This window comes from Enterobacter cloacae complex sp. 382A5, from assembly GCF_050031095.1.
Lineage (GTDB): Bacteria > Pseudomonadota > Gammaproteobacteria > Enterobacterales > Enterobacteriaceae > Enterobacter > Enterobacter cloacae.
The window spans coordinates 863850-878729 of sequence record NZ_JBLGVK010000001.1 but is presented as its reverse complement, the minus strand read 5'-3'; the positions used below and the strand labels follow the sequence as shown (position 1 = coordinate 878729).

Here is a 14880-nt window from a genome sequence, read left to right as displayed (position 1 = left end):
GCTTTTCAGATAATTGTGAAGCTTACGCGTAACCGTAGGTCATCAGACGCTGGTAACGACGATTGAGCAGATCTTCTTTGCTCAGCACATCCAGGTCCGCCAGATCGGCCAGCAGCTGCGCTTTCAGGGAAGCGGCCATCACTTCCGGCTTACGATGCGCACCACCCAGAGGTTCAGGGATGACGGTATCGATCAGCTTCAGCTCTTTCAGGCGTGGGGCAATGATGCCCATCGCTTCTGCAGCCAGAGGCGCTTTATCGGCGCTCTTCCACAGGATAGAGGCACACCCTTCCGGAGAGATAACGGAATAGGTGCTGTACTGCAGCATATTCACTTTATCGCCCACGCCAATCGCCAGCGCACCACCGGAACCACCTTCACCGATGACGGTACAGATGACAGGCACCTTCAGGCGAGACATCTCACGCAGGTTACGTGCGATGGCTTCAGACTGACCGCGCTCTTCCGCGCCCACGCCTGGGTAAGCACCCGGGGTGTCGATAAAGGTGATGATGGGCATATTGAAACGCTCAGCCATCTCCATCAGACGCAGGGCTTTACGGTAGCCTTCTGGTGCCGGCATACCAAAGTTACGACGGATCTTCTCTTTGGTTTCACGGCCTTTCTGATGGCCAATGATCATCACCGGACGTCCATCCAGACGAGCGATACCGCCGACGATAGCTTTATCGTCAGCGTAAGCGCGGTCGCCTGCCAGTTCGTCAAATTCGTCAAACGCCAGGCGGACATAATCCAGGGTGTACGGACGCTGTGGGTGACGCGCCAACTGGGCGATCTGCCATGCGCCGAGATCGGCAAAGATTTTGCGCGTCAGTTCTACGCTTTTTTCGCGCAGACGATGCACTTCTTCGTCGATGTTAATATCCAGTTTTTCATCCTGACGGCTTACCGCTGTCAGAGAATCGATTTTCGCTTCCAGCTCAGCAATCGGCTGTTCGAAATCAAGGAAATTCAGACTCATAGTATTCCTGTATTAGTCAAACTCCAGTTCCACCTGCTCCGAACCAATGAGGCCACGGAGATCGTTCAGTAAACGATCGCTCGGAGAGACACGCCACGTTGCACCAAAGCGCAACCGCGCACGTGCATCCGCCCTCTGATAGTAGAGATGTACTGGAATTGTCCCCGAGCGGTGGGGTTCCAGAGACTGACGGAGTCGGTTTAAAAGCTGGTCATCAATTTGCCTGTCCGTCAGCGAGATAGCAAGCCCGCGAGCATATTTTTCCCGGGCTTCGTCAATGTCCATCACTTCGCGGGCGGTCATTTTAAGCCCCCCGCTGAAGTCATCAAAGCTGACCTGTCCGCTGACGATAAGTATGCGGTCTTTTTCCAGCAATTGCTGGTATTTATCCAGCGCGTCGGTGAATAACATCACCTCCAGACGCCCGGAACGGTCATCCAGGGTACAGATGCCGATACGATTGCCGCGCTTGGTGACCATAACCCTTGCAGCAATCACGAGCCCCGCAGCCGTGGTGATTTTACCACGTTCTGTCGGATGCATGTCTTTCAGCCTGTAGCCTCCGACATAGCGCTCAATTTCTTTGATGTACTGGTTGATCGGATGCCCCGTCAGGTACAAGCCTAACGTTTCACGCTCACCATCCAGCACCACCTGTTCTGGCCACGGCAGACAGCTGGCGTAAGACTGCTCGATCTGCTCTGGCTCTTCCGCCAGCACGCCGAACATGTCCGCCTGGCCAATGGCTTCCGCTTTTGCATGCTGATCCGCGGCTTTCAGCGCGTCGCCAAGCGAGTTCATCAGCGCGGCGCGGTGCGGCCCCAGCCTGTCGAACGCACCGGACATGATCAGTTTTTCCAGCACGCGGCGGTTCAGTTTTTTGGTATCGGTGCGGGCGCACAGATCAAACAGCTCGCGGAAATAACCACCGTTATTACGCGCTTCGATGATTGCCTCGATCGGCCCTTCACCTACGCCTTTGATCGCGCCGATCCCGTACACGATCTCCCCGTCGTCGTTAACGTGGAAATGGTAAAGACCCGAGTTAATGTCCGGCGGCAGGATCTTCAGTCCCATGCGCCAGCACTCATCCACCAGGCCAACCACCTTCTCGGTGTTATCCATATCGGCGGTCATTACCGCCGCCATAAATTCAGCGGGATAGTGCGCCTTCAGCCACAGGGTTTGATACGACACCAAAGCATAGGCGGCAGAGTGCGATTTGTTAAATCCGTACCCGGCGAATTTCTCCACCAGGTCGAAGATTTTCATTGCCAGTTCGCCGTCAATGCCGTTTTTCTTCGCGCCGTCTTCAAAAATAGAGCGCTGCTTGGCCATCTCCTCCGGCTTTTTCTTACCCATTGCACGACGCAGCATATCCGCGCCGCCGAGGGTATAGCCGGAGAGCACCTGAGCAATCTGCATGACCTGTTCCTGATACAGGATAATGCCGTAGGTTGGCTCCAGTACCGGCTTCAGGCTTTCGTGCTGCCACTGAACGTCCGGGTAGGAAATCTCTTCCCGACCATGCTTACGGTCGATAAAGTTATCTACCATCCCCGACTGCAGCGGTCCCGGACGGAACAGCGCCACCAGTGCGATCATATCTTCGAAGCAGTCAGGCTGCAGACGTTTAATCAGATCTTTCATGCCACGGGATTCAAGCTGGAAGACCGCGGTGGTCTCCGAGCGCTGCAGCATGTCGAAACTTTTCTTGTCATCCAGCGGGATGGCCGCGATATCCAGCGGCGGCTCGCCGTTCTTCTCGCGGCGGGCGTTGATCATCTCCAGCGCCCAGTTGATGATGGTAAGCGTACGCAGACCGAGGAAGTCGAACTTCACCAGCCCGGCGTATTCAACGTCGTTCTTATCAAACTGGGTAACCGGGTGCTGCCCCGCTTCGTCACAATAGAGCGGCGCAAAGTCGGTAATTTTGGTCGGGGCGATAACCACACCACCCGCGTGTTTACCGGCGTTACGCGTGACGCCTTCCAGCTTACGCGCCATGTCAATCAGCGCTTTGACTTCTTCGTCAGCTTCGTAGATTTCCGGCAGCTGCGGCTCGGCTTCAAACGCTTTTGCCAGCGTCATCCCCGGATCGGGCGGCACCAGCTTAGAGATGCGATCGACGAAGCCGTACGGATGCCCCAGCACGCGGCCCACGTCGCGGATAACCGCTTTCGCCGCCATCGTACCGAAGGTAATGATCTGCGATACCGCGTCACGGCCATACATATCCGCCACGTGCTCAATAACCTGGTCACGTTTTTCCATACAGAAGTCGACGTCGAAGTCGGGCATGGAAACACGTTCCGGGTTAAGGAAACGTTCGAACAGCAGGTCAAATTCCAGCGGGTCGAGGTCAGTGATCTTAAGCGCATAGGCCACCAGTGACCCAGCACCGGAACCACGTCCTGGACCAACCGGCACGCCGTTATCCTTCGACCACTGGATAAACTCCATTACGATCAGGAAGTAGCCCGGGAAGCCCATCTGGTTGATAACCTGAAGTTCAATATCCAGGCGCTCGTCATACTCCGGACGACGTTTTTTACGCTCTTCTTCATCCGGGAAAAGGAATTCAAGACGTTCTTCCAGACCTTCTTTGGATTTCATGACCAGGAAGTCTTCCGTGGTCATTTCCCCGGTCGGGAACTGCGGCAGGAAATACTCACCCAAACGCACGGTAACGTTACAGCGCTTGGCGATTTCAACGCTGTTTTCCAGCGCTTCCGGGATGTCAGAGAAGAGTTCACACATCTCCTCTTCGCTGCGCATGTACTGCTGAGCAGAATAATTACGCGGGCGCTTCGGATCGTCGAGGGTGAAGCCATCATGGATCGCCACGCGAATCTCGTGAGCGTCGAAATCCCCGGCCTCAAGGAAGCGTACATCGTTGGTTGCCACCACGGGCAGCCCGCGCGCTTCCGCAAGCGCCACGGCAGCATGGAGATAACTCTCTTCATCCGGGCGACCGGTGCGGATCAGCTCCAGATAATAACGATCCGGGAAGTACTCTTCGTAGAATGATACGCACTGATCCACCAGCGCACTATTGCCGCGCAGCAGGCATTTGCCCACATCACCCATGCGGCCGCCGGAGATCAGCAATAACCCTTCGTTCAGCTCCGCCAGCCAGTCCCGGTCAATCCATGGCCCCAGGGCGCCGTAGCCTCGCTGGTAGGCTTTGGAGATAAGCAGGGTGAGATTCTGATAACCCGTGTTGTTCATCGCTAACACGGAAATTTGCGTCATTTCGTCGCCGAGCAGTTCGCTCTGCACATGAAAATCAGCTCCGACGATGGGTTTCATCCCCGCGCCATGCGCCGTTCCGTAGAACTTCACCAGACCACACAGGTTGGTAAAATCGGTGATCGCCAGCGCAGGCATACCCAGTGAGGCCGCCTTTTTTACCAGCGGCCCGGTTTTCGCCAGCCCATCGATCATGGAGTAGTCGCTATGCACCCGCAGGTGTACGAAACGTGGTTCAGCCATCTTCAGATTCCGCGTTACTTAATTGCTTGCGTATTGATTCAGGACACCAGTCCCAGCGCGCGTTTCACCGGGCCAAAACTGCGCCGGTGATGCTCGGTTGCGCCATGTTCAGCCAGCTTTTCCAGGTGGAAGGCTGTAGGATACCCTTTATGCTGAGCGAAGCCATACTGAGGGTAAGTGAGATCCAGCGCGGCCATTTCAGCATCGCGAGTCACTTTGGCAATAATAGAAGCCGCACTGATTTCCGCGACCCGGCTATCCCCTTTTACTACCGCCATGGAAGGCACTGGTAATGCAGGGCAACGGTTGCCGTCAATAAGAACATACTCCGGGGCAATTTTCAGCCCCGCCACCGCACGCTGCATCGCCAGCATTGTGGCATGCAGGATGTTCAGCTCGTCAATTTCATGCGGTTCAGCACGCCCAAGGCTCCAGGCTAATGCTTTTTCCTGAATCTCATCAAATAACGCCAGTCGGCGCTTTTCTGAAAGCTTTTTGGAGTCATTCAACCCGATAATCGGACGGGCAGGATCGAGGATCACCGCCGCGGTCACAACAGCGCCCACTAACGGGCCACGGCCCACTTCGTCCACACCCGCAACAAGGTGGGTGTGAGGATAAATAAATTCCATCATCTTGCTAACTCCAGCACCGCATCAGCCGCTTGCTCATCGGCATTACAGCGGATCTGCTGATGCAGTTCGCGGAACGTATCATGCATCTGGTGGCTGGTCTTGCCGTTGGCAAGCAGCGGTAGCAGCGCATCGGCCAGCGCCTGAGGCTGACACTCGTCCTGCAGAAGCTCTTTCACCAGTTCACGCCCGGCGAGCAGGTTTGGCAGCGAAACGTACTCCGTCTTCACCAGGCGTTTGGCCAGCCAGAAGGTGAACGGTTTCATGCGATAGCCTACCACCATCGGACATTTCGCCAGCATGCACTCCAGGGCTGCCGTACCGGAGGCCAGCAGCGCGGCATCGCTCGCGACCATCGCCTCACGGCCTTTTCCATCCAGCAGATGGATGTGAAGATCCGGTGCAACCTCGGCTTTGATACGCTCAAACTGCTCCCGGCGCTTGGCGTTCACCAGCGGCACAACCACTTCGAGATCGGGATAGGTATCGCGCAGAATTTGCGCGGTTTTCAGGAAGTCCGCGCTAAGCATCTCTACTTCTGCGCCACGGCTACCCGGCAGAAGAGCCAGACAGTGCGCATCGTGAGGGATCCCCAGCACGTCACGCGCTGCGTTTTTATCCGGATCCAGCGGCATCGCATCCGCCATGGTATGCCCGATAAAACGGCACGGAACGTTAAATTTGTCGTAAAACGCTTTTTCGAAAGGCAGGAAAGCCAGCACCAGATTGGTTGACCGTCCGATTTTGAAAACGCGTTTCTGTCGCCACGCCCAGACGGACGGACTGACGTAGTGAATGGTTTTAATGCCCTGCTTTTTCAGATTCCCTTCGAGGGTAATGTTGAAGTCAGGCGCATCGATACCGACAAAGACATCGGGTTTGAGCTCGGTGAAGCGGCGGGTAAGATCGGCGCGGATATGCAGCAGACGACGCAGTCGCCCCAGCACCTCAACAATGCCCATCACGGCCAGCTCTTCCATTTCGTACCAGGCTTCGCAGCCTTCAGCCTGCATTAGCGGGCCTGCAACGCCAACAAAGCGAGCATCAGGTACGCGAGCCTTAAGCGCGCGGATAAGACCGGCACCAAGAATATCGCCGGAGGTTTCTCCGGCGACCAGGGCTATCGTAAGCGGACGACTGTCGACCATTAACGAATCAGACCCCTTGTGGAACGGTCAAAGAATTCCATGAACGCGTTCACTTCAGGGTGCTTTTCCGCCAGTTCGGCAATTTCCGGCTTCGCCTCTTCCAGCGTTTTGCCGCTACGGTACAGTAACTTATACGCGTTGCGGATAGCCGTAATCGCTTCGCGACTAAAGCCACGACGCTTGAGGCCTTCGATGTTCACGCCGAATGGCGTGGCATGGTTGCCCTGTGCAATTACATACGGTGGGACGTCCTGCGCCACACCGGAGCATCCGCCGACCATCACATGTGCACCAATGATGCAGAACTGATGGACTGCGGTCATACCGCCAATAATTGCGAAATCATCAACCGATACGTGTCCTGCCAGCGTTGCGTTGTTGGCAAGAATACAGCGGTCACCTACGGTACAGTCGTGCGCGATGTGCGCATTAACCATAAACAGGTTATCGCTGCCCACCTTCGTCAACCCACCACCCTGTACTGTTCCACGATGAATGGTGACGCTTTCGCGGATACGGTTACGATCGCCAATTTCCAGACGGGTCGACTCACCAGCATATTTTAAATCCTGGTTAACTTCGCCGATGGAGGCGAACTGATAGATCTCATTGTTGCTGCCAATGGTCGTATGACCATTCACGACAACGTGAGATTTCAGTACTGTACCCTCACCAATTTCGACATGGGGACCAACAATACAGAACGGGCCAATGTGGACATTAGCACCAATAATGGCGCCGTTTTCCACAATGGCGGTAGGATGAATAAAGGCAGATTTATCAATCACGTATCAGGACTCCCGGCTACGAGCACACATCATCGTCGCTTCGCAAACAACTTTGCCGTCAACCAGCGCTACGCCTTTAAAGCGAGTCAGGCCACGACGCGTTTTTTCAAAAGTGACTTCCATGATCATCTGATCACCAGGCACGACAGGACGCTTGAAGCGCGCTTCATCGATACCCGCGAAGTAGTACAGTTCACCCGGCTCCAGTTTGCCTACGCTTTTAAACGCAAGAATACCGGTAGCTTGTGCCATCGCTTCCAGGATCAACACACCCGGGAAGATGGGTTTACCAGGGAAGTGCCCCTGGAAGAATGGCTCGTTAACGGAGACATTTTTCACTGCGCGCAGAAAACGACCTTCTTCAAAATCCAGCACACGGTCTACCAGCAAAAACGGGTAGCGGTGCGGCAGAAGTTCTAAAATCTCTTCAATATGCAGAGTATGAGTGTCGGTAGTCAAAATACTCTTCCTGTCAAAATGTACTGATTAGCAATAATAACACGGCCTGCCGGTTTAAAAGAAAGCCGACAGGCCGGGAAATTAAGCGTTAAAAAGATGAACGCTTAGTCTTGTTGATCGATCTTACGCTCAAGGGACTTGAGTCGCTTGCTCATATCATCAATATTCATCACCAGAGCTGCTGTTTTACGCCATACCTTGTTAGGTTGCAGCGGGATGCCTGAGGAATAGACGCCTGGCTCAGTGATAGGACGCATTACCATGCCCATTCCCGTCACGGTGACCTTGTCGCATATTTCCATATGACCATTGATCACGCTGGCACCGCCAATCATGCAGTAACGGCCAATTTTCAGACTGCCTGCCATGATGACGCCACCTGCAACCGCGGTATTGTCGCCAATCACAACGTTATGCGCAATCTGGCACTGATTATCGATAATAACACCGTTGCCGATAATGGTGTCGTCAAGCGCACCACGGTCAATGGTGGTGCAGGCTCCGATCTCAACGCGATCGCCAATGATAACGCGACCAAGTTGCGGGATCTTAACCCAATTACCACGATCGTTAGCGTAGCCAAAACCGTCAGAACCAATCACTGTGCTGGACTGAACGAGGCAATTTTCGCCGATTTCAACTTCGTGGTAGACGGACACATTGGCCCACAAACGGGTCCCGGCGCCGATTTTTGTTTTTTTCCCAACGAAGCAGCCCGGGCCGATGACGACATTATCGCCCAGTACGACGCCAGACTCGATCACGGCATTTGCGCCGACTGCTACGTTGTTACCCAGCTGAGCCGTCGGATCGATTGCTGCACTGGCAGCAATGTTTTGCGCCGGCTGCGGCGTGGTATCAAGAATTTGTGCCATGCGAGCATACGTCAGGTAGGGATTTTTCACTACCAGTGCCGCACCAGTGGCAAACGGAAGATCGTCCTGCGTCAGAACAACAGCCGACGCCTGGCATTGAGCCAGATGTTCACGGTACTTAGGGCTTACCATGAAGGTAATATTGCCAGCTTTAGCAGATTGCATGGACGCAACAGCGGTGATGACGATATCGCCATCACCGTGTAATTCTGCATCCAACTGCTGAGCTAAATCAGCCAGTCGAATTGAAGGCATTACTTATTTAACCTGTTTCAGAACATCAGCGGTGATGTCTTTAACATCGCTGCTGTTGAAAGCAACGGCGTTCGCATCAACAACCAGATCGATGTTCTGATCGGCAGCAACTGCTTTAACAGCAGTCTGAATGCGAGTCACCAGCTTGCCACGCTCTTCGTTAGAACGACGCTGACGATCCTGCTCGAAAGCCTGCGCTTTCTGGGAGAACGTCTGGCGCTGAGCCATTACGTCTTTTTCCAGTTTGCTGCGCTCGCTTGATTTCATGGTAGAACCATCACGCTGCAGACGCTGCATTTTGGACTGAAGATCGTTTTCCATACCCTGCAGTTCGCTTGCACGGCCTTTGAATTCGTTTTCCAGAGTCGCAGAAACGCCAGTTTTCTGTGCAACCTGCTGGAACAAATTACCCATGTTGACGATTGCAATTTTGTCTGCTGCCTGAGCAGAAGTTGCCATCGCTAAACCGAGACCTGCAGCTAATAACCACTTTTTCACAATTAACTCCTTACCATCCCATTGGCACCAGAAGGTACCGTTCTTTGCGTGGCAAGGCGATCGTTTTACCGATCGCCGGTTGTCAGCGCTACACTGCCAACGCATTACTTTGCCGCGGAGAATTACCAGGTTTTACCAATGTTAAACTGGAATTGCTCCGACTTATCTCCATCATATTTCTTAAACGGCTGGGCGTAAGAGAAGACCAACGGCCCCAGCGGTGACATCCATTGTAATGCGATACCTGCAGACATGCGAATATTGCCCGGATCGCTGTAGTCTGGAACACCTGCCGCACGCATCTGGGCAGTGTTCTCCCAGTTGGTATCCCACACGGTACCGGCATCCCAGAAGAAGGACGTACGGACTGAGTTCGCGTATTTATCACTGATGAATGGCGTTGGCGTGATGAACTCAAGGCTCGCCACGGCCATGGCGTTACCGCCTACCGCATCATCAGAGCTACAAACCTGTTTTGGATCCCGGCTTGCGCAGTTATCTTCGTCATTACCGCCGTAATAAACCGCTTTCGGACCAATGTTGTTGGACTGGAAGCCACGAACGGTACTGGAACCACCGGCGTAAAAGTTCTCATAGAACGGCATCTCTTTGCCGCCTAAACCATCGCCATAGCCCCAACGGGTACGACCCAGAACCACCCACTTATGATCGTCATCGATCGGGAAGTACGAGGCAGTATCGAGCGTTAACTTGTAGAACTCGTTATCAGAACCAGGAATAGTCACTTTACCATTCAGGTTGACACGAGAACCTTCCGTTGGGAAGTAACCACGGTCAAGGCGGTTATACGTCCAACCGTAGTTGAAGGTGAAGTCATCCGCCGCAAAACCGTTGTTATCGCTGGAGGTGCTCGCCGACTGGCCGATAGAGTCGAGATAACGCCACATTGCCACCTGCGGTTGCATATTGGACAGGTCGTTATGCACGTAACCTAAGCCCGCACGCAGGGTGTTGTATTCGTTAACCGGGAATCCAAGCGTACCATCTACACCGTAACTCTTGTTGGTGTACGAGGACAGATCCGCGTCGTCTGCTTTAAAGTCGTTATAGAAGATACGACCGCCCAGGCTCACACCGTCAACGGTGAAGTATGGGTTAGTGACAGAGAACTCAGAGTAGGTCTGGTAGTCGTTTTTGGTACCGTTGATACCCACCGAGTAACCCGTACCCAGCCAGTTATCCTGCTGAACGCCAACCTGGAAGCTCACGCCGCTTTCAGTACCGTAGCCCACACCGAAGTTAAAGCTACCGGTATTACGCTCTTTCACTTTGTATACGACATCCACCTGGTCCGGGCTGCCCGGCACACGCTGGGTATCGGTATCAACCGTTTCAAAATAGCCCAGACGGTTCAGACGCTCTTTACCCTGGTCAACGAGGTCGCTACCCAACCATGCCCCTTCCATCTGGCGCATTTCGCGACGCAGAACGGAATCTTTGGAGGTGTCGTTACCTTCGAAGCGGATCTTACGCACGTAGAAACGGTTGCCTGCATCAACGTTAACGTGAAGCTTAACGGTTTTATCCGCGTCGTTGATTTCCGGCTGAGTTTGCACACGCGGATAGGCATAACCATAACGGCCGAGCAGCTTTTTAATGCCGTCTTCCATTTTGGTTACTTTAGAACCGCTGTACAGATCGCCTGGCTGAATTTTGGTCAGCGATTCGATCTCGGCAGAATGCCCCGCCAGGTTGCCACTTACTTCAACACCCGAAAGCTTGTACTGATCGCCTTCTGTGATGTTAATCGTAATGTAGATCCCTTTCTTGTCCGGGGTCAGACTCACCTGAGTCGAGTCGATGTTGAAACGGGCATAACCGCGATCCAGATAGTAGCTGCGCAGGGTTTCGAGGTCGCCCGCCAGTTTCTGTTTCTGGTATTTGCGATCGCCCACCACGTTCCACCACGGCACTTCGTCACGCAGCTGGAAGGTGGAGATCAGTTCGTCGGTAGTGAACGCGTGGTTCCCGACGATGTTGATCTGTTGGATCTTCGCCGAGACGCCTTCCTGGAAGACCAGCTTCAGGTCAACACGGTTACGCGGCAGCGGAGTCACCACCGCTTTCACGCTGGCGCTGTACTTACCGACGCTGTAATAGAAATCTTCCAGACCTTTTTCAATGTCTGAAAGGGTGGTGCGGTCCAGAGATTCCCCCACACGAACACCGGATGCTTCAAGGTTCTGCTTGAGCATGTCATCTTTCACCGACTTGTTACCGGAGAAAGTGATACTGGCGATCGTTGGACGTTCTTTTACCTGAACCAGCAGCGTATCACCATCGCGCAGGACGCGGACATCCTCAAAGTTGCCGGTGGCAAACAGAGCACGGATGGTGTTACTGATGTCATCATCATTAACCGTATCGCCGGGGCGCACAGGCATACTGAGGAGGGCCGCACCAACGGCGACACGCTGAAGGCCTTCGAAATGAATGTCTTTCACTACGAACCCGTCAGCACCGTATACGGTGGCGCTGCTAAACAGCAGCGACGCTATGAGCAACTTTTTCATCGCCATCGTTATTATGCGTTCTTCCTAACTAACTCTCTTACAACCGAGAGAAATCATTGAAAAGTGCAAGCCCCATTAACAGCACCAGCAAAATCGAGCCAATGCGATAACTAAAGTCTTGAACTCGCTCGGATACCGGCCCGCCTTTTAGCTTTTCAATCGCTAAAAACAGCAGATGACCCCCGTCTAAAACGGGAAGCGGGAACAGGTTGATGATCCCAAGGTTCACGCTAATGAGCGCGAGAAACATGAGATAGTAAATCACCCCGAACTCCGCTGACATCCCAGCCCCCTGAGCTATCGAAATTGGCCCACTGAGGTTGTTCAGTTTCACATCACCGGTTATCAATTTCCCCAACATGTTTACCGTCAGCTTCATCAGTTGCCATGTTTTATCCGTGGCTTCAAGGATGGCGCTAAACGGCCCATACTGGCGTATTGTCTTGTACTCATCAGGCAGCGGGATCACTTTAGGCACAACGCCTGCAAACCCTTCTGCCTTTTTGCCGACCGATTTGCTATCCGGGATCAGCGTCAGCGAGAGTGGACTACCCTGCCTTTCAACTTCCAGCGCGAGCGACGTACCCGGATTATCGCGCACCAGAGTAACAAAGGTCATCCACTGTGTTAATGGCTGACCATCGACTTTAACGATCCTGTCGCCAGCTTGCAAACCCGCTTTGCTCGCCGCCGAATTTGCCTGAACTTCGGCTAATATCGGTTCGATCTGCGCACCACGTGGGCGAATCCCCAGCGCAGAGACGGGATCTTCTTTGTCTGGTTCGAAACTCCAGTGACGCAAATCCAGCACTTTATTCTGTCGCTGGTCAGAACCAAACGGCGACACGCTGACCGTGGTCTGCTCATCACCGATTTTGGCTACCAGTTGCAGTCGCACGGCATCCCAATCAGGGGTTTCGATACCATCAATCGCTTTAAGTTCCATCCCCGGCGTAATTTGCGCACTCGCCGCGATGGAATTGGGGGCGATTTCACCGACAACCGGACGCACGCCCGGAACGCCGATGATAAACACCAGCCAGTAAGCGAAGATAGCAAAGATGAAATTGGCTACCGGTCCGGCAGCAATGATGGCGGCACGTTGTCCAACGGTTTTGTTATTAAACGCGCTGTGTCGAAGCTCAGGGGCCACAGGCTCAACACGTTCGTCGAGCATTTTGACGTAGCCACCGAGCGGGATAAGGGCGATGACAAATTCCGTGCCGTGACGGTCAGTACGCGTCCAGAGTGATTTGCCAAAACCGATGGAGAACCGCTCTACGCGCACACCGCAACGGCGAGCAACCCAGAAATGGCCAAATTCATGCACGGTAATCAGTACACCCAGTGCAACAATGAACGCCGCCAGATTCCAGAGAATGCTCAGCATAAAACCTTCCGTTAAATCGTCCCGAATACCAGTAAAAGCAGACAAGCAAACACGGGAACAGCCGCTGTCAAGCTGTCAATGCGATCCAGTATCCCGCCATGCCCTGGAATCAGGTGTCCGCTGTCCTTAATCCCTGCTTCTCGCTTGAACATACTTTCGGTTAAATCACCGAGTACCGAGGCCAGCGCGGCAAAAATCGAACACACCAGCAGTATTGACGGTGCAATGTCCAGATTCGCCCAGACGCCATAGCCCCAGGAGATAATCGCTGCCGTAAACAGGCCGCCGATGAATCCTTGCCAGGTTTTACCAGGCGACACCTTCGGAGCCAGTTTATGTTTGCCGAACAGTTTACCAAACATATAGGCCCCAGAGTCAGCCCCCCAGACCAGAATCATCACATAAAGCAGCCAAATCGCACCGCTGTAGTGGTTTTCGTCGTAGTGCCAGGCGCGCAGAGCCACCATGCCCCAGAAAAAAGGCACGATGGTAAGAAGACCAAATATAAGGCGCAGCACTTTTGAGTTGCGCCATAACGCCGCGGAGCCTGGATAAAAAAGCACCAAAACAAGGGCGGCGATCCACCAGGCCAACGATACCCACAGGGACCCGGCAACCAGTGGTTGGTGAATATCATGGTGATATTCCGGCAAGGTAAACAGCATCAGGGCCAGGATCAAGCCACAGAGTACCGCCAGCCATACCCGCTGACTGCGCGACGTAAAGCCGCTAAACTGTCCCCATTCCCACGCGGCCAGCATACACACCACCAGCGTGACAATAGCAAATCCCACCGGGGGCAGTAAAAACAGCGCCGCAATGACAATGGGTATTAATACAAAAGCGGAAATCAGGCGATACTTCAGCAAAAGCTACCCCCATCAGGCTTTGTCGCCACCAGGCTCGGTGCCGCCGAAACGACGCTCTCGATTGGCAAAGGCATGCAGCGCACCTTCAAAGTCTTGTTCATCAAAATCGGGCCAAAGCACATCCGTAAAGTAAAGTTCGGCATAGGCAATTTGCCACAGCAAAAAGTTACTTATGCGATGTTCTCCCCCTGTCCTAATTACCAAATCCACAGGTGCCAGTTCATTCATGCAGATTTGCTTGCTCAGCGCGTCTTCATCAATTTGGTCGGGTCTCAACAACCCTTCCTGAACCTGTTCGGCCAGGTGCCGAACTCCCTGGATAATATCCCAGCGTCCACCGTAATTCGCCGCGATATTCAGCGTCAGACCCGTGTTATTTTCAGTCAGCGCTTCTGCTTTACGAATCCGTTCCTGCAAACGTGAGTTAAAACGACTGGTTTCGCCAATGACACGCAGGCGCACGTTGTGGCGGTGCAGGCTTTTTACTTCGCTGTCGAGCGCCCACACAAACAGCTCCATCAACGCAGTCACTTCCTGCGCAGGTCGATTCCAGTTTTCACTGCTAAAAGCATAGAGCGTTAACGCATCAATGCCGTTATTGGCGGCAAAAGAGACGGCGCGGCGAACAGATTTCGCCCCAGCTTTATGCCCAAAGGCTCGTATCTTCCCTTGTCTTTTCGCCCAGCGGCCATTGCCATCCATGATGATTGCTACATGACGGCAGCCATGAGCTGGCAAGTTTTCGCTTATTGGTTGATTCGCAGACAACATAACGCGTTTTTAGTCCCTGAAAAGGATTTAACGGTACTCAGGAATACTGAAGCCTATACGTAAAAAAGCCGTGTCAAACCACGGCTTACCTGACCACTTAAAGTCAAATACCTGCGATCAGGTGGCGCAGACTATATCACCGAAGCCCAACGCTAACAAATAGCACGACGACTAGTGCTTGCTT

Annotated in this window: 12 protein-coding genes; all 12 read right to left on the bottom strand. The window is 53.6% G+C overall.

Annotated features, from left to right (window positions below):
* Positions 1-22: 22 nt before the first annotated feature.
* Entirely contained in the window at positions 23-982 is a 960-nt protein-coding gene (gene accA / locus ACQG2G_RS04115) for an acetyl-CoA carboxylase carboxyl transferase subunit alpha (protein WP_013095666.1), read from the bottom strand.
* Between the two features lie 12 nt (positions 983-994).
* Entirely contained in the window at positions 995-4477 is a 3483-nt protein-coding gene (gene dnaE, locus ACQG2G_RS04110) for a DNA polymerase III subunit alpha (RefSeq protein WP_013095665.1), read from the bottom strand.
* A gap of 38 nt (positions 4478-4515) precedes the next feature.
* The gene (rnhB, locus tag ACQG2G_RS04105; RefSeq protein ID WP_013095664.1) at positions 4516-5112 is read right to left on the bottom strand and encodes a ribonuclease HII; all 597 of its coding nucleotides are present in this window, start codon (positions 5110-5112) and stop codon (positions 4516-4518) included.
* The gene (lpxB, locus tag ACQG2G_RS04100; protein WP_013095663.1) at positions 5109-6257 is read right to left on the bottom strand and encodes a lipid-A-disaccharide synthase; all 1149 of its coding nucleotides are present in this window, start codon (positions 6255-6257) and stop codon (positions 5109-5111) included. The genes rnhB and lpxB overlap by 4 nt, the downstream gene beginning before the upstream one ends.
* Positions 6257-7045, bottom strand: a complete 789-nt coding sequence (gene lpxA / locus ACQG2G_RS04095) for an acyl-ACP--UDP-N-acetylglucosamine O-acyltransferase (RefSeq protein WP_094916179.1) — start codon at positions 7043-7045, stop codon at positions 6257-6259. Before lpxA ends, lpxB begins: the two co-directional genes overlap by 1 nt.
* Positions 7046-7048: 3 nt before the next feature.
* Entirely contained in the window at positions 7049-7504 is a 456-nt protein-coding gene (gene fabZ / locus ACQG2G_RS04090) for a 3-hydroxyacyl-ACP dehydratase FabZ (protein ID WP_010426706.1), read from the bottom strand.
* Positions 7505-7608: 104 nt separating this feature from the next.
* A complete protein-coding gene (lpxD, locus tag ACQG2G_RS04085; RefSeq protein ID WP_248766784.1) occupies positions 7609-8634 on the bottom strand; it encodes a UDP-3-O-(3-hydroxymyristoyl)glucosamine N-acyltransferase in 1026 nt (341 codons plus the stop codon).
* A gap of 3 nt (positions 8635-8637) precedes the next feature.
* Positions 8638-9132: a molecular chaperone Skp gene (gene skp / locus ACQG2G_RS04080; RefSeq protein WP_013095660.1), complete on the bottom strand. Its 495-nt coding sequence runs from the start codon at positions 9130-9132 to the stop codon at positions 8638-8640.
* A gap of 122 nt (positions 9133-9254) precedes the next feature.
* A complete protein-coding gene (gene bamA / locus ACQG2G_RS04075; RefSeq protein ID WP_013095659.1) occupies positions 9255-11672 on the bottom strand; it encodes an outer membrane protein assembly factor BamA in 2418 nt (805 codons plus the stop codon).
* A gap of 31 nt (positions 11673-11703) precedes the next feature.
* Positions 11704-13056 carry a sigma E protease regulator RseP gene (rseP, locus tag ACQG2G_RS04070; RefSeq protein WP_014830712.1) on the bottom strand — a complete coding sequence of 451 codons (1353 nt, stop codon included), beginning with the start codon at positions 13054-13056 and terminating at the stop codon, positions 11704-11706.
* A gap of 11 nt (positions 13057-13067) precedes the next feature.
* Positions 13068-13925, bottom strand: coding sequence for a phosphatidate cytidylyltransferase (gene cdsA / locus ACQG2G_RS04065; protein WP_013095657.1), 858 nt, complete (start codon positions 13923-13925; stop codon positions 13068-13070).
* Between the two features lie 12 nt (positions 13926-13937).
* Complete coding sequence (gene ispU / locus ACQG2G_RS04060; protein WP_028028110.1) at positions 13938-14696, bottom strand: (2E,6E)-farnesyl-diphosphate-specific ditrans,polycis-undecaprenyl-diphosphate synthase; 759 nt, start codon at positions 14694-14696, stop codon at positions 13938-13940.
* Positions 14697-14880: the final 184 nt, after the last annotated feature.

Excerpts from the sequence above, each read along its gene's own strand:
- accA (WP_013095666.1), bottom strand. The coding sequence starts at position 982 with ATGAGTCTGAATTTCCTTGATTTCGAACAGCCGATTGCTGAGCTGGAA.
- dnaE (WP_013095665.1), bottom strand. The coding sequence starts at position 4,477 with ATGGCTGAACCACGTTTCGTACACCTGCGGGTGCATAGCGACTACTCC.
- rnhB (WP_013095664.1), bottom strand. The coding sequence starts at position 5,112 with ATGATGGAATTTATTTATCCTCACACCCACCTTGTTGCGGGTGTGGAC.
- lpxB (WP_013095663.1), bottom strand. The coding sequence starts at position 6,257 with ATGGTCGACAGTCGTCCGCTTACGATAGCCCTGGTCGCCGGAGAAACC.
- lpxD (WP_248766784.1), bottom strand. The coding sequence starts at position 8,634 with ATGCCTTCAATTCGACTGGCTGATTTAGCTCAGCAGTTGGATGCAGAA.
- bamA (WP_013095659.1), bottom strand. The coding sequence starts at position 11,672 with ATGGCGATGAAAAAGTTGCTCATAGCGTCGCTGCTGTTTAGCAGCGCC.
- rseP (WP_014830712.1), bottom strand. The coding sequence starts at position 13,056 with ATGCTGAGCATTCTCTGGAATCTGGCGGCGTTCATTGTTGCACTGGGT.
- ispU (WP_028028110.1), bottom strand. The coding sequence starts at position 14,696 with ATGTTGTCTGCGAATCAACCAATAAGCGAAAACTTGCCAGCTCATGGC.